The organism is Allobosea sp. P5_A5 (genome assembly GCF_056400625.1).
The window spans coordinates 347,707-367,246 of sequence record NZ_JBFUKY010000002.1 but is presented as its reverse complement, the minus strand read 5'-3'; the positions used below and the strand labels follow the sequence as shown (position 1 = coordinate 367,246).

The window sequence follows — 19,540 nt, the reverse complement described above, 5'->3', positions numbered from 1 at the left end:
AGCGAGCGGCCGCGCGGCCCGCAACCGCCGTCAGGCGGCGACGAGCCCATGGAGGAACCGCACGAAGCGCCGTGTCGCCCCACCGGCCGATGGCGCTCGGGCCACCGTCTGCGCAACCACCAGGCGCTGGCTCGGCACCACCGCGACGAACTGCCCGCCATAACCGGACGCAAAACCGGCACCCGGCCCGAACACGGCGGGATCTAGGACCCACCAGAGATAGCCGTAGCCGAGATCGCCCCTGTCGGTCCGCGAATGAGCGGTCAGCGACCGGCTGATCCAGGCTGACGGTACGATCCGGCGCCCCTGCCACTCCCCGCCGGCGGCGACGAGTTGCCCGAAGCGCAGCATGTCACGGGGACTGAGGCTGAAGACATAGGCCGGGTGGCGCGACCGCGCGTCCTCGACATAACGACCATCCCGAACCCGAAAATCCTGCATGCCGATCGGTTCGGCGATCAGGCGGCCGAAGCTCGCAAAAATATCCTCGCCCGTCTTCTGGCGATAGATCGCACCAAGCGCGTTGAAATCCCAATTGTTATAAAACCAGAAGCTCCCCGGAGCATGACTGCCGCGGTCCGGTCGCTTCTCGCGCATGTCGCGCGTTTCATAGGCGGCCGGATGATAGATCCCCGAACGGGCGGTTAAGAGATCTAGGACGGTTGCACGCTTCTCGTCGGGGCTGAGCGCGGGCGGCAGGTCGTCGATGCCCAGTTCGCCTAGATTAGCCTCGAGCCTGATGCGCCCCTCGGCGATGGCGATGCCGTAGAGCATGCCCAGCAGGCTCTTGCGAACCGAGGCGACCGACACTTTGCGAGCCGGATCACCATGACTTGCGAGCAGTTTGCCGTCGCGCGCGATCAGCATGGCGGTCGGCGCCGCCTCGGCCAGATAGGCCGAGAAGCCCGTCAGGTCCTCGCGGGCCTGCGACGTGGCGGGTCCGGCCAGAACCAGAGCCGAAGTCACGCCCAGCAGACTTCGGCGAGAGAGAGTGGATGGCATACGCACCCTATTCTGGCAGCATGCCGGGTCTCGGTGGACCAGCCGCCGTCTTCAAAATCTGCCGCCGCTTGATGGCCTATTTGCGGCCCCCACTCACGAATCCGCCAGCCTCGCGCGCACCCGCTTTCCTCGGCCCGGATTTTGCCGGAAGCTCTATACGGACCCGAAGCCGGAGCCCTCCATGTCCCTTGCCCTCCGCCTTTCCCCGATGCTGCCTCGGTTTCTAACCATGCTGGCGCTGTTGCTGCCCGGAGCCCTGCCCGCCCGCGCCGATCCGTCCGAGCCCGGCTGCCGGCCGGAGATGGCCTCGCTCGGCTTGCCGATCCGCAAAGTTGCCCTCGCCAAGGACGAGGCTCGCCTGACCTTCGTCGGCCACGCTACCTTCCTGATTGAGACGCCGGCCGGCATCCGCATCGCGACCGACTACAACGATTATGTTCGCCCCCCGGTGACGCCAGACATCGCGACGATGAACAAGGCGCATTCGACGCATTATTCGAATAACCCGGACCCTGGCATCAAGCAGGTCCTGCGCGGCTGGGACCCTGAAGGAAAAGGCCCGGCACGCCACGATCTGACCCTCGGCGATGTCCGCGTCCGCAATGTGCCGACGAACATCCGCAGTTATGACGGCGGCACGGATTATGACGGCAATTCGATCTTCGTCTTCGAGATCGGCGACCTTTGCATCGCCCATCTCGGCCATCTGCATCACCCTCTGGAGCCCGGCCATCTGCGCGCGCTCGGCCGGGTCGATGTCGTGCTCTTTCCGGTCGATGGCAGTTATACGCTCGATCAGGAGGGCATGATCGAGGTGCTGAAGTCGTTGCAGGCGCGGGTGATGATCCCGATGCATTTCTTCGGCGGCGGCACGCTGGCCCGCTTCATCGCGCGCAGCGAAGGCCTCTGGCCGGTCGAAAAACGCTCGGAGCCGTCGATCGTGCTGGGCAAGGCCAGCCTGCCGCTAAAGCCGACGATGATCGTTCTGCCAGGGCACTAAGCGGCCGTTAACGCCCCGCTCAGCTTGCCGGAGGGTTTGCCTTGCTCCAGCAGGCAAACCCGGCATTCTCCAGCGATCCGGAGATATCGACGATGCGCCGTATCGCTATCCTTGCCTGTTCACTGGCTGGCCTCGCTTTGTCGCCGCTGCCGGCCAAGGCTGAACGCGTCGTCGCCTTACCGGTGTCCACCGGAGCGGCGCTGGCAAACAATGCCGCGACCGAGCCAGCCGCGCATGCGCCTTTCCCCGACGCCATGCGGGCAGAGCCGGCCCCGCCGCTGCGCCTCAGCGCCACCGAAAAGAAGCCCTGGTGCGCGACCGAGATCATGGTGGGCGGCTTCTGCATGATGAACTGAGCGCCGCCTAGCTCAAAGGCACGCGCCCTTCCAGCGGATAGGCCGGGTCGCTATAGCCCGGCGTCGAGGGATGGCCGGGCGGCACCAGCCCGTCGACCAGCGCCTCATCCTCGCTGGTGAACGCCACATCGAGCGCCGAGAGATACGCTTCCCACTGCGCCAATGTACGCGGTCCGGCGATGGTGGCGGTCAGCAGCGCATTGTTCAGCACCCATCGCACTGCGAACTGAATCGGCGTCAGCCCGCGCTTCTCGGCATGTTCTTTGATCGTCTGAGCGATCGCGAGGCTTTCCTCGCGCCACTCCGCCTGCATCATCCGCTTGTCGCCCCGGCCGGCCCGCGTCCCTTCGGCCGGCGCCTGACCCGGCGCGTATTTTCCCGTCAGCACGCCGCGCGCCAGCGGCGAATAGGAGGCGACGCCGAGCCCGTAATAGCCGCAGGCCGGCAGATGCTCGACCTCCGGCATCCGGTTCATCGCGTTGTAATAGGGCTGGCTGACCACGGGCCGGTCGATGCCGAGCCCGTCGCAGATGCGGCAGATCTCCGCCACCCGCCAGGAACGGTAGTTCGACAGGCCGAAATGCCGGATCTTGCCCTGGCGCACGAGGTCGGCGAGCGCATGGACGGTCTCTTCGAGCGGCGTCCCATGGTCCTCCTTGTGGAGGTAGTAGATGTCGATCACATCCGTGCCGAGGCGGCGCAGGCTGTCCTCGCAGGCCTGCATCACCCAGTGCCGCGACAGGCCGGCGCTGTTCGGCCCCGCCCCCATCGGATTGGCGACCTTCGTCGCCAGCACCCAATGCTGGCGCTGTGCGGCGATGGCGCGTCCGGTGATCTCTTCCGAGCGGCCCTCATTGTAGGCGTCGGCCGTGTCGATGAAATTGATGCCGGCGTCGCGAGCGTGATCGACGATGCGGCACGAACTGTCCTCGTCGGTCGGCCCGCCGAACATCATCGTGCCCAGACAGAGCGGCGAGACCTGCAGGCCGGAACGGCCGAGGCGGCGATAATCCATGGCGATGTCCTTCGTTGGTACGCAGGAGATTGCGACGGCGACGCCCGTAGCGCCAGAGGCAGACGGCGCACGCCCGCCCCGCGCTCCGGCAGGCACTGCGGCAGCGCAAGGAAATCCTTAAGCTTTTCTGGGAAGTTGAGGCATCGTTTCGCGGTCACCCGATGAATCTCGCCCAACTCATCCAGAGCCAGAACTTCGCGCTGCTGATGCAGGCGCTGGGCAATGCCGGCGATCTCACGGCCGGGCAGACCGTGCCCGCTCGGCTTCTGGCGTTGGAACCGGACGGCACCGCCACGGCAGCGATCGGCGACATCAAGGTTTCGCTCGTGCTCGCTGGCCCCCAGGCCCGGCAGGCGGCGTTGCAGCCGGGCGCGACGCTGATGCTGCATCTGGAGGCACCGGAACAACCGGGCGGCGATCTGCGCGCGACAGTGGTCGATATCCGCCCTCCCGATGCCACGCCAAATGCCGCTACCGGCGCGGCAACAAGCAATCCGGTCGCGCCCGGAACCCCGATATTCGGCATGGCGTCGAACGCGCCCTCGGGCACCTTGCCGACGCCGGTCCTCACCCCTTCCCCAACGCAGGGCGCTGGTATGCCGGCGGCCCCGAAAGTCTTGTCCGCCGGCCAAACCGTCGAAGCCGCGCCGGTTGGACAACCACTGGCTCGTCCAGGCGCAGTCGCGGCAGCGGTCGGCAATCCCACCCCACTGCGTGCCACGCCCGGTGATCCGAGTACCCTTGCGCCCGTCGCTTCACCGCGTGCGCTGATCGGCCCGATGCTCGGCGCAGCCCTGCAACGGCAGGACAGTATGGCGCCGCTTTTCGCCAATCTACGCGGTCTCATCGAGGGCGCCCTTGCCCTTGCCTTGCCCAAGCCGATGCTCGCAGCCGCCGACCGTGTCCTTGCGCAGGCTTTTCCGGTGGAGCGCGCGGTGCTGACGGGACCTAAGCTGCAAGACGCGCTTAAAAGCTCCGGCCTGTTCATGGAGGCGAACGCCGCAGCCGGGCGGCCCGCCCCAGCGGCGGGAGACCTCAAGGCCGCACTGCTCGCGTTAAGCGAAGCCCTCCAGCCGGTCATCGACGCGATGTCCCCTGCCCCGCAGGCGGCGCGACAGCCGCCCGTCGCCGGCGCCACGACCGATCAAAGCGAAGCGCCATCACCTCCGCCTCCACCCAGACGCGACGGCCCCCTCGCGCCGCAGCCGCCGGCCGAGCGAACCCTCGTGCCGGGGGATCCGCCGCTCGCCATCGCCTCGGCTCTGCTCAACCAGACGGACGCGGCGCTCGACCGCATCAAACTCACGCAATACGCCTCGCTACCGCTGGATGCCGCGCGGCCCGAGAGCGCTCAAGCCGCTCCGCAACGGTGGTTGGCAGAGGTCCCGCTCGCCTTCCAGCAGGGCATCGCGACCTTGCCCTTGCAGGTCGAGCGTGATCCGCCGCGCCGGACCGTGGAGGGTGTCGTGCCTCCGATCTGGCGCATCCGCTTCGCGCTCGACGTCGAGCCGATGGGACCGTTGCAGGGTGTCGTCACCCTGCAAGGCCGTGCCGTCGGCGTGACGCTGTGGGCCGAGCGGGAGAACACAGGGCAATTGCTGCGAGGGGCTGCGCCCGGCCTCGAATCCGCTCTGCTCCATGCCGATTTCGGCTCCGGCGCCGTCGATGTTCACACCGGCCGGCCGAAGGCCGTGCAGCCCACCGCCGGCCAGTTCCTGGACCGGCTGTCATGACCTCGCCCAAGCCCCCGCGCATCGCCGTCGCGCTGGAATATGACGGCCAGGGCGCGCCGCGCGTCACCGCCAAGGGCCGTGGCGAGCTGGCCGAACGCATCGTCAAAACCGGGAAGGAGCATGGCGTCGCCGTCGAGGAGAACGTCGTGCTGGCGCAGGCCCTCTCGGCCGTCGAGCTCGATGACGAAATTCCGGAGGAGCTCTATCGCGCCACGGCACAGGTCATCGCCTTCGTGCTCGCACTGCGGGGCGAGTTGCACCGCGTCAAGCGTGGCGGACGCAGCACGTGACCGGAGCCATCGTGGTTCGGCGCGCCGGCGCGGCGGCCTATTCGGCGTTGAGCGAAGCGTTTGCCGAGCTGGCCGAGCACGCCCTCGAACCCAATCCGCATATGGCCCCGGCGGCCGTCGCGGCAGCCGTCGAACTCGTACCTCCAGACCAGATCGTCGTTCTCTGCGCCTGGTCCAGCGAAGCGCTCGATTTCGAGCGTCTGGTCGGCGTGTGGGCTTTTCGACGGAGCGCGGGCTGGCGGAGCGGCTTCGAGGCGGTGCTAGTCGCCCCGCTGATGCCGCTCTACGAGGTGTCCTCCCTGCCGGTGGTCGACCGCGACCTCGCTGCCGATGTCTCGCGCGCCTTCATGCGCCATCTCAGGGCGGCCGACGACGTTCCCCACAGCCTGTCGCTGCCGCTGCTGCCGCTCGAAGGACCGGCTTATCAGGTCCTGGCGGAAGCCTGCCGCGACCTCGGCGGGACGATCGCGGTCTATGAAAGCTGGGTGCGCCCGGTCATGGTCCCGCAACCCGGCGACGATGCCGAGCGCTACCTCCGGCGCGCCCTTGGTTCGAGCTACAAGAAGCGGATGCAGCAGTTCCGTGCCGTGGGCCGCAGCGGCGCGCTGACGTTCCGCCGCAGCCGGGGCGACGCGGCGCGAGCCGCGCTCGATGCGTTTCTGAGCCTGGAAGCGGCCGGCTGGAAGGGCGAGGAAGGCACCGCCATCACCTCCAATCCCGCCCACGCCCGCTACTTCCGCGCCCTGGTCGACCGGTTTGCCGAAACGGACGGCGTGTTGATCGATGCGCTGCTGCGGGACGGGCAGACCCTGGCGATGGGCCTCCTGATCGAGAGCGCCGGCCGGCGCCATTTCCTCAAGATCGCCTATGACGAGTCGCAGGCCCGCCATTCGCCCGGCCGGACGCTGACGATCGCGATGCTGCGGGCCGACCTCGCCGGCACGCCGCCTGCCTTCTTCGATAGCGGCGCGGGCGAGGATGTCGATGCGGGCACCTATGCTTGGGGCGAGCGCCGACGCATGGGCCATGTCGTGATCGGCCTTGGCATTCGAGGCTTCAGCCGCGCCAGGCTGGCCGCGTTGGCGCGGTTCTGGCTCAGGCGCTTGCGGGGAAGGCTTCGCGCCCGCTCACGCCCGACCAGCCCAACCAGCCCAACCGCGATCAAACCAAGCGCTTGACGGGGCTTTCAACCGGTCGCTAAACCCGATCTTTCCTTGCGGAAACCGTCATGACCCAGCCCATACGCATCGGCATCGTCACGGTTTCCGACCGCGCCTCGGCAGGACTCTACGCTGATGAAGGCGGACCGGCGATCCGCGCGTATTTCGAGAAGGTGCTGACATCCCCGTGGGACGCCGTCGCGAGGGTCATTCCCGACGACCGCAAGCTCATTGCGGACACCCTGATCGAACTGGCCGACGCGCAAGGCTGCTGCCTTGTCGTGACCACGGGCGGCACCGGCCCCGCTCCCCGCGACGTGACGCCGGAAGCGACGGCGGACGTCGTGGAAAAGCCGATGCCCGGCTTCGGCGAACTGATGCGGCAGGTCAGCCTCGCCAAGGTGCCTACAGCGATCCTGTCGCGGCAGACCGCCGGCATTCGCGGCAGGACGCTGATCGTCAACCTGCCCGGCCGCCCCCGCGCCATCGCGGAATGCCTCGACGCGGTGATGCCGGCGATCCCCTACTGCATCGACCTGATCGAGGGGCCTTATCTGGAAACGGACCCGGCCGTGATCGTGGCGTTCCGGCCGAAGACGTAAAGGTCCGTTGTGCTGAGGCCCGGCCCGAACATCTTCGCTTTGTCATTCCGGGGCGGGCCGCAGGCACGAACCCGGAACCCACGACCGGGCGTGACATTTCCCATATCGTTGCGGGCGGCTCACCCAATCGTGGGTTCCGGGTTCTTCGTTACACGAAGCCCCGGAATGACAGAGAACTTAGCCCGCCGTCATCTCCCGGCCGATCGCCTGCACGAGCTGCGGCGCCAGCGGCTCCGTCGAAGTGCCGAAGCCTCCGATCAGCGCGCCGTCGCGCCCGATCAGATATTTGTGGAAGTTCCAGCGCGGCGCCTCGGCGGGCTTCAGCGCCGCAGCCCAGCGATAGAACGGGTGCGCCTCCGGCCCCCGCACAACCGTCTTCTCGACGAAGGGATAGGTCGCGCCATACTCGTCATGCGCGGCTTGCGCGATGGCCGCGCCGTCCAGCGGCTCCTGCCCGCCGAAATCATTGCTGGGCACCGCGACCAGCATCAGTCCCCGGCCGCGATAGCGCTGCCAGAGCTGCTCCAGCGTCGCCATCTGCCCGGCAAAGCCGCAACGCGTCGCCGTGTTGACGATCAGGACGGGCCGGCCGCGATAATCCGAAAGGGATAGCCGCCCGCCGCCCGGCCTGTCGAAGCCGAAGCCATAGGCATTGCCGGGAGCGCCCTGCGCCATCGCCCAACCCGGCACGGCGCTTGCCGCAAGCCCCGCGATCATCATCCGCCGATCCATGGCCCGTATCCTTGTTGCGTGAGACAGATACGTCGAGGCCGCGCAAATGGATGCGCCCCGGAAACCTTTCGGTTCCGGGGCGCATCGTCAATTCCCGATCTCCGCGAGCGATGCCGCTGCGGAATCCTCAGCAGGCGAGGACCTTCTTCACCCGCACTTCGAGGTCGCGCAGCTCGTAGGGCTTCACGACGTAATGGTCGGCGCCGTTAGTCGTGGCCTCGTCCATCTTGTCGACCGAGCGCTCCGAGGTCGCCATGATGATCTTGATCTGATTGAGCTCGGGCACGGAGCGGATGGCGCGAAGCAGGTCGATCCCGCTCATGCCGTCCATGTTCCAGTCGAGCAGCAGCAGATCGTAGCGCTTGGTCTGCATCTTCATCAGCGCCTCGCGGGCGTTCTCCGCCTCGTCGATATCCTGAAACTCGATCTGCTTCAGGAAGTAGGTCGCCAGGCCGCGCATGCTCTTCTGGTCGTCGACCACCAGGATGCGGTACTCGCTTCTGGCCTTTGACATCTCAATCTCCTCACGCCGTCCGCAGGCTTGGCCGCTCGCCGAGAAGGTGGCTCACTGCCGCGCCGATCTGGTCGAGCGGTACAACCCTCTCAGTGGCTCCGATCTCGAAGGCCGCTTTCGGCATCCCGTTTACCACGCAGGTCTCCCCACTTTGGATTAACGTCTCGGCGCCGGCTTTTCGCATGGCTAACAAACCCTCTGCGCCATCCCGGCCCATGCCGGTCAGCAGGATGCCGATCGCCTGCGCGCCGATGCTGCGCGCGACCGAATGGAACATCACGTCCACCGAAGGGGAATGGCCGCTGACGAGCGGACCTTCCTTCAGGCAGCAGATAAACTCGCCGCGCCTTTCCTCGATCTCGAGATGGCGCGGCCCGCCGGGCGCGACCACCGCCATGCCGGGCTTCAAACGGTCCCCATCGGCCGCCTCGCGCACGTCCAGCCCCGTCGCGGAGGCGAGCCTGCCGGCGAATTTCGCGGTGTAGCCTGCCGGCATATGCTGCACGACGGCGATCGGCAGCCGCAGATGCGCCAGATCGCGCATCACCGTCTGCACGGCCGGCACACCGCCGGTGGAGGCGCCGATCGCGATGAAGGAGGTCTTGCCGGTCCGTACCGGCTCTCGTGCGGCAAGCGGACGGGCGGCTGCGCCGAGCTGGGCCATCTGCCGCGCCGCAGCGATCATCTTGCGGCTGCCGGCCGCGCGCTGCAACCCGGCGACGAGATGGGCCATGAAGCCCTCCAGCGTATGCCTTGTCCCATCCGGCTTCTCGATGAAGTCGATCGCGCCGAGTTCCAGCGCCTGAATGGTGTTGTCGGCACCGGGCCCGCCGAAGGCCGAAACGATCAGCACCGGCAGCGGGTCCTGCTTCAGCACCCGCGCCAGTAGCTTGAGCCCATGCCGGCCCGGCAGTTCGAGATCGAGCGTCAGGACGTCGGGGCGCAGCTCCTGAATGGTGTCCCAGCCCTCCTCTGCCGAGCCCGCCACGCCGATCACCTGGAAGCCCGGCGCGGCATCGATGATCTTCGTCATCAGCTTCTGCATCAGGATGGAATCGTCGACGACGAGAACCCTGACGGGCGCGCCTGAAGAGGTCGGGATGCTCATCACCACACCTCCACTTCACCGGCAACAGGCTGCGTCTTGAGCCGGTTGAGGTAAGCCATTTCCTGCTGCTGGTCGGGATCGCGCGCTGTCGCCTGCACATGCTGCACCCAGGCGCGGCCTGTCGCGGGCTGGTAATGGATCCGCCGCGAGCGATTGCCGCCGACATCCTTGGAGACGACCGCAATGCCCTCGCGATTCAGGAATTCGTTGACGAAGGCGATGTTGCCGTCGCCGATCGCCAGCATTGTCGCGCCCGACAGAACGCGCGCGCCGCCGAACACCTTCGCCTCGAAATTGCTGCGCTTGGCGCCGCGCTTCAGCAGATCGTTGATCAGCACCTCCATCGCCGTGTCGCCGTAGCGCTCGCCGGCATTGGGGTCGTTGCCGTTGTTCTTCGGCAGCAGGAAATGGTTGAGGCCGCCGACGCCCGACTGTGTATCGCGCATGCAGACCGACACGCAGGAGCCCAGCACCGTCGCGACGATCTCATCCTTGGCGGATGTGATCTCGTGCTCGCCGGGCGCCACGGTGATGATCGTCGCGCCGAAACGCGGGTCGAAATAACGGCGGGAGGACCGTGTCACGCTCATGGAGTCCTCTCGTAGATCGTGCGGCCGATGAGCCGCAGATTGGCATGCGGCTGCGGCAGCGATTCCGAATGGCCGAGATAGAGAAAGCCGCCCGGCGCCAGCAGCGAGACGAAGCGATCCAGGATAGAGGCCTTGGTCTGCGTATCGAAATAGATGAAGACGTTGCGGCAGAAAATCACGTCGAACGGGCCGCCCATCGGCCATTTCTCGATCAGGTTCAGCCGCTTGAACGAGATCATCCGGCGCATCTCCTCGGCCATCCGAACCTCGCCGCGCCCCTGATTGCCGTCCAGCTTCATCAGCGGCTTCACGTCGCTCGGCAGGCGTTCGATCAGCTCGGCCGGGTAAATCCCGGCCTCGGCGCGCGCCAGGATGTCCGTGTCGATATCGGTCGCGAGGATTTTGAAGTCGAGATCGTTCCGGTGTCCGAGCGGCTCGCGGCAGGAGGCAGCGATGGAATAAGGCTCCTCGCCGGACGAGCAGGCGGAGGACCAGATCCGGATGCGCCCGCGCCGGCCGCTGCGCTCCTGCACCAGCCGGGGCATCACATCCTTGCGCAGATGGTCGAAGTGGTGGCGCTCGCGGAAAAACGCCGTGTGGTTGGTGGTTACCGCATTGATGAGCTCGGGCAGTTCGCTGGCCGCCTGCGGCGTCTTCAGGAAGGCGCAGTACTCGGCAACGGAATCCATGCCGAGCGCCTTGACCCGGCGCGCCAGCCGCCCGCGCGTCATCGCCTCCTTGTGCTCGCGGATGACGATGCCCGCCTGTTCATAGACCAGCGTCGCGATGAACTTCATGTCGTCGCGCGTCAGCGTGATGTCGGCGCCCGCTGGTGCGAAGGCGGAGGTGGAATGAGAGACGAGGCTCGATCGTGACATAATCTCAAATCCCTGCGCGCAGCGAGGCCTGGCGGCCTCCGGCTGCGATGCGGCGTGGCGGCGCGGTGAAGCCGGAACCGGCCATGGCACCGGCCGAAGAGGGAGATGAGCGCTCGTAAACCGGACGCGCCGGCGCTGCCGCCGTGGTGAAGCCGGCGACGGCCTGCTGAAGCCGCGCGATCTGCTCGCTCAGCGCGGCGGCGGCATCTGCACCTTGTCCGGCAACGCCGGCGCTTTCACGCAGCTCGCCATCGATCTGGACGACCTTACGGCCCATGGCCTCGACGCCGCGGCCCTGCTCCGCCGTCTCGGCGGAAATCTCGGCGACGGTCGAGGACACCTTGCTCACGGCCGCGACGATGCGGCCTAGCGCATCCCCAGTGTCGCGCACCAGCCGGACGCCCTCGCCGACCTGTCCGTTCGAGGTCGCGATCAGCCCTTTGATGTCCTTGGCGGCCTGAGCGGAACGCTGAGCGAGCGCCCGTACCTCCGAGGCCACCACAGCGAAACCCTTGCCGGCATCGCCTGCCCGCGCGGCCTCGACGGCTGCGTTCAAGGCCAGGAGATTGGTCTGGAAAGCGATCTCGTCGATTACGCCAACGATGTCGGAGATGCGCGCCGAGGAGGTCTCGATCCGCTCGATCGCGCCGACGGCCTGCAGGACGACGCCCTGGCCCTGTTCGGCTGCTCCCATCGTCTCGCCGGAAAGGCGAGCGGCATCGCGGGAGCGGGCCGCGCTGCTGCGTACCAGTGTCGCGACCTCGGCCGCCGAGGCAGAGGCCTCACCCAGCGCAGTCGCGCCCTGCCCGGTTCGGCCTGCAAGATCCTCGACGGTTCCGGCGACCCGGTCGGCGGCCCAGGCGGCTTCGTCCGCTGTCGCCTGCACGGTCTGGAGCGCAACCGCGATCCGGTCCAGCCCCTGGTTGAGATCGCTGCGCAGCGTGGCCATCCGTCCGCGATACTGTCCGGTCATACGGCTGGTCAGGTCGCCGCGATTGAGGCCTTCGGCTGTGGCCGCGACGTCTTCGAAGACGTTCTCGACCGAAGCCAGCATAGCGTTCAGCGTCAGGGCCGCGTCGCCAAGGCTTGCCGGGCCCCCCTCGGGCAGGCGCTTCGAGAAATCACCCTCGGCGGCGGCCTCCGCCATGTCGCGCAGCGCCAGCGACAAAGCGCGGTCGCCGCTGAGTTCCTGCCATTCGACCGCTGTGGCCTGGCCCTCGTCCAGCGTGGTGAGGATAAGCCGCACCGTGCGGCGCCCCAGCGCAAGCTCGATCGCCTCGCCGGTACGCGTGCGATGCTCGGCGCCGATGCGTTCCATCACGCGGCCGAGCATGTCCTTGGCGGAACATCCGGGAAAAGCGGCGCGGAAATCGTCCTGCGCCTCGCCGAAGAAACGCAGCAAAGCCTTGCTCGCATAGACAACCTGGCCTTTGGCATCGCAGATCATCGTCGCGCTGCGCCCGTGATCGAGCGCGGCGCGAATACGCGCAGCTTCCGTTGCCTTGTCCTGAAGGGCCGCAAGCGCACGACCGAGTTCGCCGGCCTCGCCGCCTTCGGACCACACGGGGGTGGCGCCCGGCTGCCCGTCGGCCAACCGCGAAACGGCCTCTCGCAGCGGCTTCCAGCGCCGGGTGGCCGCCCAAGCGGTGAAACAGCCGGCGCCCGCGACCGCAACGGCTGCGACAAGGCCGCCGACCGGGAAGCCGACATTGTTCCCCGCGTAAACGCAGCCGGCGGCAAGCAAGGCCGAGCCGGCTGCCGTCAGCGGTTGGCTTACCGAAAGCGGTGAGAGAGGGCCGAGCGCATTGCCCATGAAGTCCTGTCGATTCTTGGTCTTGCCCGCTCTCTCACACAACGCCGGGCTTTTTGAAGAAGGGCGGTCAGGCCGCGCGGCTGGTCTTGACCTGCACGTCGCCGCCGTCACGGATGACGGCCGCCAGGTCGAGCAGCGCGACGATGTCGCTGTCCATCAGGACCAGGCCTTCGATCAGCCCATGCTCGTCGCGCTCCAGATCCGGCGCGGGTCGCACAGCCGAGACCGGCACATCGACGATGTCGGACACCGAGTCGACCAACAGGCCCGCCGTCCTGTCGTCGACATCGACGACGACGATCACATGGGTCGCAGACGCATCGGTGACGCCGAGCCCGATCGCAGTGCGCAGATCGTAGACCGCCAGGATCACGCCGCGCAGGTTCAGCACGCCGCGCACATGCGGGGCCGCATGCGGCAGCGGCGTCGTCGCCTGCCAGCCCTTGATTTCGCGGACCATGCCGACATCGATGCCGAAGGTCCGGTCGCCGACCTTGAAGGTGACGATCCGTCGTGCCGCAGCCTCGGGCTGCGCCGCAGAAAAGTGCTTGTCGCCGAGTTGGAGCGTCATGATTATCCAGCCATCTTGAGGTCAGATTGGGGAGCGCGCTCGCCGGTGGCGGCGAGCCGCAGCATGGAGTCGACGTCGAGGATCAGGGCGACGAGGCCGTCGCCGAGGATCGTCGCGGCCGAGGCGCCGTTGACCGCGCCGTAATTCGCTTCGAGGCTCTTCACGACGACCTGCTGCTGGCCGACGATCTCGTCGACAGCGATGCCGACATTGTTGCCGCGCTCGGTCTCGGCGATGATCACGATGTTCTCGTGGGGGGTGCCCATCGAGCCCATCACGTCGCCGAGGCGATAGAGCGGCGTGACCTCGCCGCGCCAGCGCAGCACCTCCTGGCCGAAGGGCAGACGCTCGATCGGCGTCGAGGCGAGATGCTGCGTCTCGATCACGGACGCGATCGGAATGACGTAGCGGTCGTCGCCGCAGCGGATGACCATGCCTTCCAGCACCGCAAGCGTTAGCGGCAGGGCGAGCGTGAACTTGCAGCCTCGTCCCGGCTCGGAATCGACCGAGATGCGCCCGCCAAGCGATTCGACGTTGCGGCGCACCACGTCCATGCCGACGCCGCGGCCCGACACGTCGCTGATGACCTCTGCGGTCGAGAGGCCGGCGGCGAAGATGAGCTGGTCGATCTCCTCCGGCAGCAGCCGCTCGTCGGCGCCGACGAGGCCGCGCGAACGCGCCTTGACGAGGAGCCGTTCGCGGTTGATGCCGCGACCGTCGTCGGTGACGGAGATGACGATGCGGCCGGCGCGATGCTCGGCGACGAGCTTGATCACGCCCTCGCGCGGCTTGCCGGCCTCGACGCGCTCATCCGGTGTCTCCAGCCCGTGATCCATCGAATTGCGGATCATATGGGTCAGCGGGTCGGCCAACTCCTCGATGATGGTCTTGTCGACCTCGGTGTTCTCGCCTTCGAGGACCAGGCGCACTTCCTTGCCGAGCGTCTGGGCGAGTTCGCGCACCAGACGCGGCATGCGCTGGAAAACGGCCTTCACCGGCTGCGCGCGCACGGCCATGACATGGTCCTGCAGTTCGCGGGTCTGTCGCGACAGCGTCAGGATGCCTTCGGCCGTCTTGGCGTAGACGTCATAGGGCAGCGAGCGCACACATTCGACCAGCATCGACTGGGTGATGACGATCTCGCCCACCAGATTCATCAGCTTGTCGATGCGGTCGAGATCGACGCGCACGCTGACGGCCTGGCGCTGGCGCGCTGCGGCCTGATCGTTGGCGGGCGCACGGGTCGCCGCTGCCCGCGCGGCGGCAGGCTCGGCCAGGGTCGTCAGGGGCGCCGGCGCAACGGCGGCGACAGGTGCCGGCTGGATGTCGGGCTGCGAGATGGCCTCGCTCGCCGGGCCGAGCTTGGCCAGGATCGCCGAGAGGTCCGCAGCGACGGTGCTCGAGACTTCGGATGCGGCCGCAAGCGGCGCAGCAGCGACAGCCGGGGCAGATACCGTCGCTTCGGCCGGAGCGGAGGCCTCGATGGTGAACTCCTCCGCCGAAAGCGTGAAGTCGAATAACCCGTGCAATTCTTCGGTCGAGAGCTCGGTGCGCAGCGCGACGTCGAAGCCCATCCAGCAATCGGTGACGTCGAGCGTTTCGAGCGGCGGCACACGGCTGAAGTCGCAGGAGACGGAAACGACGTCCTTTGCCGGCAGCGAGGCCAGCACGACACGCGGCTCGATGACCCGGCGGAACAGATCGGAATCCGGTACGATCTTCAAGACGAGATCGCGTCCCGGCGTGGCCGGCGCGGCAGGCACCTCGTCATCCCAGCCATCGTCGGCCTTGGCCACTGGCGCAGCCGTCTTGGCATCGACCATCGCGAGCAGGTTGCCGAGCGCGGCGATACCGAGCGGCGCATCGTCGGCTTTGGCGACTGGGGCGGCAACGACGGGCGCGGCGGCCGGGGCCGCCGGCGGCGCTGCCAACGTCTTGGCGGGATCCTGTCCAACCTGTTCCAGAGCCGCGAGAAGGTCGGGGCGCTCGGTCCCAGGCTCGTCATTGCGTGCGGCCGAGACCAGGTCGGCGACCGCATCCGAGCAGCGCAGGAAGAGCGCGAACGGCGCGTCCTCGATCGCGACGCGGCCGGACCGGAGATGGTCGAGCGACGCTTCGAACACATGCGCGAAGCCGACCAGCTCGGTGCAGCCGAAGGCGCCTGCGCCGCCCTTGATCGAATGGATGGCGCGGAAGGCCGCGTTGACGTCCTCCGGGTCGGTCGAGCCCTCGTCGAGCGCCTGGAGCTTGAGTTCCAGCGCTCCGAGAAGCTCTTCGCATTCCTGGAAGAAGGTCTGCTTGAGTTCTGCCAACGGATCCATAGGCCAGCCTCAGTTCTGATAGCGGGCGACGAGGCCGAGCAGGGTATTGGGCTCGAACGGCTTCACCATCCAGGCGCTGGCGCCGGCGCGGCGGCCCTCCGCCTTGATCTCGGCGCCGTTCTCGGTGGTCAGAACGATGATCGGCGTGTTCTGCCCGGCAGGCCGGGCGCGGCAGGCGCGGGTGAACTGGATCCCGTCCATGATCGGCATGTTGAGATCGGTGATGACGACGTCGGGCTTGAATTGGTCGAACTTGTTCAGGCCGTCCTCGCCGTTCTCCGCCTCGGCCACTTCATGGCCGGCATTGCGAAGGGTCAGGCTCAGCAGACTGAGCAGGGTCTTGGTGTCATCGATGGCCAGGATCTTCATGCCTGTCACTCCAGAACGAGAGGGCTTCGCGCGGCATCGAAGCCGATCGCCCGCAGGGATTCGCGGCATTCTTTCGAAGCCGCCTTGAGCGTGACCGAGAGCCCCCGCGCGGTGGCGCTGGTGGCTGCGGAATGAAGAAGCTGCACCCACAGGCTGGGCAGCGGGCCGGCGGTGGCGCACTCGACGGCGACGCTCTCCTTCTGCTCCAGCGCGACGAGCAGCTGGTTGCGGAAGGCGGCCGCCTCGGAGCGTCCGAGGAAAGGCGGTAGCGAAACGGTGATGACCATGGAGCGCGACCCGAACTGATGCCCGTCAGCATCGCGGTAGACTGGTAAAAATTTCGCTAAACCGGCACGGCCGCGTCAATAATTCCGACGATTGCAAGGCAGCCGCAACGTAGCGTCAGAACATGCTGTTGCTGATGGCGCGCGGCACCAGCGTCACCCGGCCCTCATTCTCGCGGTATTTGCGCGGAACGTTGATGATGCCCGAAAGATGCAGCCAAAGGTTATTCGGCGAAATCGGCTTGGTGATGATCTCATGGGCGCCGAGCTTGGCTGCCTGAACGACCGAACGCTTGTCGGGACGCTCCATCATCACCAGCACCGGCGCCTTCGCGAAAGGCGAGGTCTTCTGCGAGCGGATCGCGGTCAGGCATTTCGGCCCGCTCGCATCCGGCATGTCCCAATCGAGGATCACGATATTGGGCTGTTTCTGGATGAAGACCGTCGCCGCCGAGGCGATGTCGGCCGCCTCGAAGATGCGGTGGAGCTGGGCCTGGTACAAAATCGTGCGCACGATCCGCCGATAATGCGGACTGGGGTCGATAAGCAGAACCGAGAGGTTCGGAAAGGAAGGCGCGATATGCATGATGCCGGCCTGAAACTCGCTAAACTCAACTCACTCGACGACGCCGACGGGCGCTAGACCTTCAGGCCGATGCGGAACCCGCCCCAATGGCGGCCCCGCACCATGATCGGCGCAGAAAGGTCTTCCATCACCAGGAACTGCCCACCGCCCATGTCGCGTCGGTAACTCTGCAACAGGAACGGCTTGCGATTGCGCGCGGCGGTCAAACCCGTGCGATCGTTGAAGATCCGCCGGTTGCGGCAGTTGGCGTTGTTCCACACCGGATCGCTGCCCTGGGGCTGCGAGTACTTCCGGTTATGCGTCGGCAGGAAGCCGTTGCGGTCGACGGCGGCGCAGAAGACGATGCGGGGATTGGACTCCAGCAGCTTCTCCTGAAGCGCGGGGAGCAGCCTGTCCGTCACCGCCACGAAACGCGTCATGTGCTGCGCCGGATTGGAGCCCGGCACGTCGCGATAGGTTTCGTCGAAGAGCTCGACCATGCCGATCTCGCCGCGCTGCAACGCCTGCTCGAACTGTGCCGAGATCGCCTCGGCCGTTTCCATGACAGTGGCGATCAGCTCCGACTGGGCCGTGCGGACGCCGGATGCGGCGATCGAGCCAAGGATGCCTTCGCTGATCGCAACAAGCGCGTCGGTGCGTCGCGCCGCCTGTTCGAGACTTTCGGTCGAGTGATCGACGCCGGCCACGAGCCCGGAAAGGTCCTGCCCGGCCTTGGCGCAGGCGGCGGCGTTCTCCCGCGTCGGCTGCGAGATCGCCTCGATCCCGCCGATCAGCTGCACGACCGAGCGGCCGAAGCTGTCGAACTGATCGAGTTGCTGCGCAATGGTACGGCTGCCCTCGATCGCGCGCTGGGCCGTCTGCATGTTGCTTTCGCTGCGCCGCGAGAGCCCGTCGACCGCGCGCACCAGTTGGTCGAGCTGGCCGGCGCTCGCCGTGGTGGCTTCGCGGGTCTGCTCGGCGAGCGCCTTGACGGCGGCCGCGATGACGGCGAAGCCCCGCCCCGCCTGGCCGCTGCGAGCGGCCTCGACGCCGGCATTGATCGCCAGCAGCTGGATCTCGCGAGTGATGGACTGGATCGCGTCGCTCGAAGCGCGGGCCTTGTGCGCGTCCGAGACCGCCTGGACCAGCGCCTGCGACATCGATTGCGCCTCTTCGGCAAGCGTGCCGATATCGGATTGCGCGGCGGTCAGCCCGAGTTTGACCGACCCGGTGACCCGCTCCAGCCCGCTGCGGACGGACGAGGCCGCAGCCTGCGCGCCCTCGGCCGCCTGCTGAATGGCCCGGTTCGCGTTCGACACCTGCGAGACCGCGCCGACGACACGCCGCAATCCGTTGGTCTGGCCCTCGAGCTCGCGCGTCACATCGCCGATGCGGCCGGCGATATCGGTGATCTCGGCGCCGAGCTTGCCAAAGCGCTCGGCGATCTCGCGCACGGCCCGTTCCGCACCCGCTGAAGCGGGCTTGTCCACATTTGCCGCGATGGCGCCGTGCGAAAGCCGGTCAACGTCGAAAGCCAGTGCATGCATCGTCCAGCAGTCCCCGGCGAAATTCCTGCTGAAACGTAGTCAAACGCGGTAAACCGCCGGTTAAGACTGTTTTCCGCCACCGCGGAGCGCCTCGACGGCGTCGCACTCGCGATCAGTTGACGACGAACCGGTCCCGCCAGCGGAACTGCTTCTGTTCTGTTACGTAAGATGCGCAGGGCCTCGGCTTGAAAATGCTCCAGCCCGCCGATCGCGCCCCGTCCATCTCCAGGAGAGCCCGCCATGAACACCGTCACCGGCCTGTCGCGCCGCCACCTCCTCGCCTTTGGGGCGGGTGCAGCAGCGCTTGCAGCCGCTCCCCGCGTCTGGGCCCAGGCCGCCGCTCCGGCGGCGCCGACCGGCCCGTTCTCGCTGCCCAAGCGCGCCTATGAAGCCAATGCGCTGGAGCCGCACATCGACGCCACGACGATGGACATCCATTACAACCGCCATCACGCGGCCTATGTCGCGGCGCTCAACAATGCCGCCAAGGACAATGGCATGATTGCCAAGGCCTCATCGGTCGGCGAGTTGCTGGCTGACCTGAACCAGCTGCCGGAGAGCATCCGCACGCTGGTCCGCAACAATGGCGGCGGCCACGCCAACCACACGATGTTCTGGGAGATCATGGCTCCGAATGCCGGAGGCGCGCCCACGGGCGAGGTCGCGACGGCGATGACCCGCGATCTCGGCGGCTTCGACAAGTTCAAGACGGATTTCGAGGCTGCGGGCCTGCGCGTCTTCGGCTCGGGCTGGGTCTTCGTCACGGTCGACAAGGCCGGCAAGCTCGCCTTGCTGCCGCGCCCGAACCAGGACAGCCCGATCATGGACAAGCACATGGTGCTGTTCGGCAACGACGTCTGGGAGCACGCCTACTACCTGAAATACCAGAACCGTCGCGCCGATTATCTCAAGGCCTGGTGGAACGTGCTGGACTGGAAGAAGATCGAGCAGCGTTACGCCGCCGCCAAGGCCGGCAAGCTGGCGATCTGAGCGATTGGGCCGACTGCGTCATTCTCGGGCGAAGCGTCGCTTCGACCCGAGAACCTCATGCAGGAAGAGGCTCTATTGTCGAGAGATGCTCGGGTCGAGC

Annotated in this window: 21 protein-coding genes; 7 read left to right on the top strand and 14 right to left on the bottom strand. The window is 67.1% G+C overall.

The window, feature by feature from the left end:
• Positions 1 to 30: 30 nt before the first annotated feature.
• Entirely contained in the window at positions 31 to 1,002 is a 972-nt protein-coding gene (locus AC1DR6_RS05390; RefSeq protein WP_476828159.1) for a serine hydrolase domain-containing protein, read from the bottom strand.
• A gap of 181 nt (positions 1,003 to 1,183) precedes the next feature.
• Here AC1DR6_RS05390 and AC1DR6_RS05385 point away from each other — a divergent pair, with 181 nt between their 5' ends.
• Together AC1DR6_RS05385 and AC1DR6_RS05380 are read left to right on the top strand one after the other, a co-directional pair.
• Positions 1,184 to 2,002 (top strand): MBL fold metallo-hydrolase, encoded by an 819-nt coding sequence (locus AC1DR6_RS05385; protein WP_476828158.1) that lies wholly within the window; start codon positions 1,184 to 1,186, stop codon positions 2,000 to 2,002.
• A gap of 92 nt (positions 2,003 to 2,094) precedes the next feature.
• Complete coding sequence (locus AC1DR6_RS05380; RefSeq protein WP_476828157.1) at positions 2,095 to 2,358, top strand: hypothetical protein; 264 nt, start codon at positions 2,095 to 2,097, stop codon at positions 2,356 to 2,358.
• A 7-nt stretch (positions 2,359 to 2,365) separates the two neighbouring features.
• Here AC1DR6_RS05380 and AC1DR6_RS05375 read toward each other — a convergent pair whose 3' ends face one another.
• Positions 2,366 to 3,373, bottom strand: coding sequence for an aldo/keto reductase (locus tag AC1DR6_RS05375; RefSeq protein ID WP_476828156.1), 1,008 nt, complete (start codon positions 3,371 to 3,373; stop codon positions 2,366 to 2,368).
• Positions 3,374 to 3,534: 161 nt separating this feature from the next.
• Here AC1DR6_RS05375 and fliK point away from each other — a divergent pair, with 161 nt between their 5' ends.
• From fliK to mog, 4 genes are read left to right on the top strand one after another with little or no spacing between them, the layout of a single operon-like run.
• Positions 3,535 to 5,106, top strand: coding sequence for a flagellar hook-length control protein FliK (fliK, locus tag AC1DR6_RS05370; RefSeq protein ID WP_476828155.1), 1,572 nt, complete (start codon positions 3,535 to 3,537; stop codon positions 5,104 to 5,106).
• Positions 5,103 to 5,396, top strand: coding sequence for an EscU/YscU/HrcU family type III secretion system export apparatus switch protein (locus AC1DR6_RS05365; RefSeq protein WP_476828154.1), 294 nt, complete (start codon positions 5,103 to 5,105; stop codon positions 5,394 to 5,396). The genes fliK and AC1DR6_RS05365 overlap by 4 nt, the downstream gene beginning before the upstream one ends.
• On the top strand, positions 5,393 to 6,574 hold the full coding sequence (locus AC1DR6_RS05360) for a GNAT family N-acetyltransferase (protein WP_476828153.1): 1,182 nt from the start codon (positions 5,393 to 5,395) through the stop codon (positions 6,572 to 6,574). The genes AC1DR6_RS05365 and AC1DR6_RS05360 overlap by 4 nt, the downstream gene beginning before the upstream one ends.
• 50 nt (positions 6,575 to 6,624) lie before the next feature.
• Entirely contained in the window at positions 6,625 to 7,158 is a 534-nt protein-coding gene (mog, locus tag AC1DR6_RS05355; protein WP_476828152.1) for a molybdopterin adenylyltransferase, read from the top strand.
• Positions 7,159 to 7,335: 177 nt separating this feature from the next.
• Here mog and AC1DR6_RS05350 read toward each other — a convergent pair whose 3' ends face one another.
• The 12 genes from AC1DR6_RS05350 to AC1DR6_RS05295 form a co-directional block, all read right to left on the bottom strand.
• On the bottom strand, positions 7,336 to 7,890 hold the full coding sequence (locus AC1DR6_RS05350; protein ID WP_476828151.1) for a glutathione peroxidase: 555 nt from the start codon (positions 7,888 to 7,890) through the stop codon (positions 7,336 to 7,338).
• A gap of 127 nt (positions 7,891 to 8,017) precedes the next feature.
• Positions 8,018 to 8,404, bottom strand: a complete 387-nt coding sequence (locus tag AC1DR6_RS05345) for a response regulator (RefSeq protein ID WP_110488895.1) — start codon at positions 8,402 to 8,404, stop codon at positions 8,018 to 8,020.
• A gap of 10 nt (positions 8,405 to 8,414) precedes the next feature.
• Complete coding sequence (gene cheB / locus AC1DR6_RS05340) at positions 8,415 to 9,512, bottom strand: chemotaxis-specific protein-glutamate methyltransferase CheB (protein WP_476828150.1); 1,098 nt, start codon at positions 9,510 to 9,512, stop codon at positions 8,415 to 8,417.
• The gene (locus AC1DR6_RS05335) at positions 9,512 to 10,102 is read right to left on the bottom strand and encodes a chemoreceptor glutamine deamidase CheD (protein ID WP_476828149.1); all 591 of its coding nucleotides are present in this window, start codon (positions 10,100 to 10,102) and stop codon (positions 9,512 to 9,514) included. Before AC1DR6_RS05335 ends, cheB begins: the two co-directional genes overlap by 1 nt.
• Positions 10,099 to 10,980, bottom strand: coding sequence for a CheR family methyltransferase (locus tag AC1DR6_RS05330; protein ID WP_476828148.1), 882 nt, complete (start codon positions 10,978 to 10,980; stop codon positions 10,099 to 10,101). Before AC1DR6_RS05330 ends, AC1DR6_RS05335 begins: the two co-directional genes overlap by 4 nt.
• Positions 10,981 to 10,984: 4 nt before the next feature.
• Complete coding sequence (locus AC1DR6_RS05325; protein ID WP_476828147.1) at positions 10,985 to 12,793, bottom strand: methyl-accepting chemotaxis protein; 1,809 nt, start codon at positions 12,791 to 12,793, stop codon at positions 10,985 to 10,987.
• A gap of 67 nt (positions 12,794 to 12,860) precedes the next feature.
• Positions 12,861 to 13,364 (bottom strand): chemotaxis protein CheW, encoded by a 504-nt coding sequence (locus AC1DR6_RS05320; protein ID WP_476828146.1) that lies wholly within the window; start codon positions 13,362 to 13,364, stop codon positions 12,861 to 12,863.
• 2 nt (positions 13,365 to 13,366) lie between these two features.
• On the bottom strand, positions 13,367 to 15,676 hold the full coding sequence (locus AC1DR6_RS05315; protein ID WP_476828145.1) for a chemotaxis protein CheA: 2,310 nt from the start codon (positions 15,674 to 15,676) through the stop codon (positions 13,367 to 13,369).
• A gap of 18 nt (positions 15,677 to 15,694) precedes the next feature.
• Positions 15,695 to 16,054 carry a response regulator gene (locus AC1DR6_RS05310; protein ID WP_476828144.1) on the bottom strand — a complete coding sequence of 120 codons (360 nt, stop codon included), beginning with the start codon at positions 16,052 to 16,054 and terminating at the stop codon, positions 15,695 to 15,697.
• Between the two features lie 5 nt (positions 16,055 to 16,059).
• Positions 16,060 to 16,341 carry an STAS domain-containing protein gene (locus AC1DR6_RS05305; protein WP_476828143.1) on the bottom strand — a complete coding sequence of 94 codons (282 nt, stop codon included), beginning with the start codon at positions 16,339 to 16,341 and terminating at the stop codon, positions 16,060 to 16,062.
• A gap of 115 nt (positions 16,342 to 16,456) precedes the next feature.
• On the bottom strand, positions 16,457 to 16,924 hold the full coding sequence (locus AC1DR6_RS05300; protein ID WP_476828142.1) for a response regulator: 468 nt from the start codon (positions 16,922 to 16,924) through the stop codon (positions 16,457 to 16,459).
• Positions 16,925 to 16,977: 53 nt separating this feature from the next.
• Positions 16,978 to 18,357, bottom strand: a complete 1,380-nt coding sequence (locus AC1DR6_RS05295; protein WP_476828141.1) for a methyl-accepting chemotaxis protein — start codon at positions 18,355 to 18,357, stop codon at positions 16,978 to 16,980.
• A gap of 333 nt (positions 18,358 to 18,690) precedes the next feature.
• On the opposite strand from AC1DR6_RS05295, the gene AC1DR6_RS05290 reads away from it, so the two are divergent.
• A complete protein-coding gene (locus tag AC1DR6_RS05290) occupies positions 18,691 to 19,440 on the top strand; it encodes a superoxide dismutase (protein WP_476828140.1) in 750 nt (249 codons plus the stop codon).
• The last annotated feature ends 100 nt before the right edge of the window (positions 19,441 to 19,540 follow it).

Bases quoted from the DNA above. Each gene is read 5' to 3' on its own strand.
- AC1DR6_RS05390 (WP_476828159.1), bottom strand. From the start codon at position 1,002: ATGCCATCCACTCTCTCTCGCCGAAGTCTGCTGGGCGTGACTTCGGCT.
- AC1DR6_RS05385 (WP_476828158.1), top strand. From the start codon at position 1,184: ATGTCCCTTGCCCTCCGCCTTTCCCCGATGCTGCCTCGGTTTCTAACC.
- AC1DR6_RS05380 (WP_476828157.1), top strand. From the start codon at position 2,095: ATGCGCCGTATCGCTATCCTTGCCTGTTCACTGGCTGGCCTCGCTTTG.
- AC1DR6_RS05375 (WP_476828156.1), bottom strand. From the start codon at position 3,373: ATGGATTATCGCCGCCTCGGCCGTTCCGGCCTGCAGGTCTCGCCGCTC.
- fliK (WP_476828155.1), top strand. From the start codon at position 3,535: ATGAATCTCGCCCAACTCATCCAGAGCCAGAACTTCGCGCTGCTGATG.
- AC1DR6_RS05365 (WP_476828154.1), top strand. From the start codon at position 5,103: ATGACCTCGCCCAAGCCCCCGCGCATCGCCGTCGCGCTGGAATATGAC.
- mog (WP_476828152.1), top strand. From the start codon at position 6,625: ATGACCCAGCCCATACGCATCGGCATCGTCACGGTTTCCGACCGCGCC.
- AC1DR6_RS05350 (WP_476828151.1), bottom strand. From the start codon at position 7,890: ATGGATCGGCGGATGATGATCGCGGGGCTTGCGGCAAGCGCCGTGCCG.
- AC1DR6_RS05345 (WP_110488895.1), bottom strand. From the start codon at position 8,404: ATGTCAAAGGCCAGAAGCGAGTACCGCATCCTGGTGGTCGACGACCAG.
- cheB (WP_476828150.1), bottom strand. From the start codon at position 9,512: ATGAGCATCCCGACCTCTTCAGGCGCGCCCGTCAGGGTTCTCGTCGTC.
- AC1DR6_RS05335 (WP_476828149.1), bottom strand. From the start codon at position 10,102: ATGAGCGTGACACGGTCCTCCCGCCGTTATTTCGACCCGCGTTTCGGC.
- AC1DR6_RS05330 (WP_476828148.1), bottom strand. From the start codon at position 10,980: ATGTCACGATCGAGCCTCGTCTCTCATTCCACCTCCGCCTTCGCACCA.
- AC1DR6_RS05325 (WP_476828147.1), bottom strand. From the start codon at position 12,793: ATGGGCAATGCGCTCGGCCCTCTCTCACCGCTTTCGGTAAGCCAACCG.
- AC1DR6_RS05320 (WP_476828146.1), bottom strand. From the start codon at position 13,364: ATGACGCTCCAACTCGGCGACAAGCACTTTTCTGCGGCGCAGCCCGAG.
- AC1DR6_RS05310 (WP_476828144.1), bottom strand. From the start codon at position 16,054: ATGAAGATCCTGGCCATCGATGACACCAAGACCCTGCTCAGTCTGCTG.
- AC1DR6_RS05305 (WP_476828143.1), bottom strand. From the start codon at position 16,341: ATGGTCATCACCGTTTCGCTACCGCCTTTCCTCGGACGCTCCGAGGCG.
- AC1DR6_RS05300 (WP_476828142.1), bottom strand. From the start codon at position 16,924: ATGCATATCGCGCCTTCCTTTCCGAACCTCTCGGTTCTGCTTATCGAC.
- AC1DR6_RS05290 (WP_476828140.1), top strand. From the start codon at position 18,691: ATGAACACCGTCACCGGCCTGTCGCGCCGCCACCTCCTCGCCTTTGGG.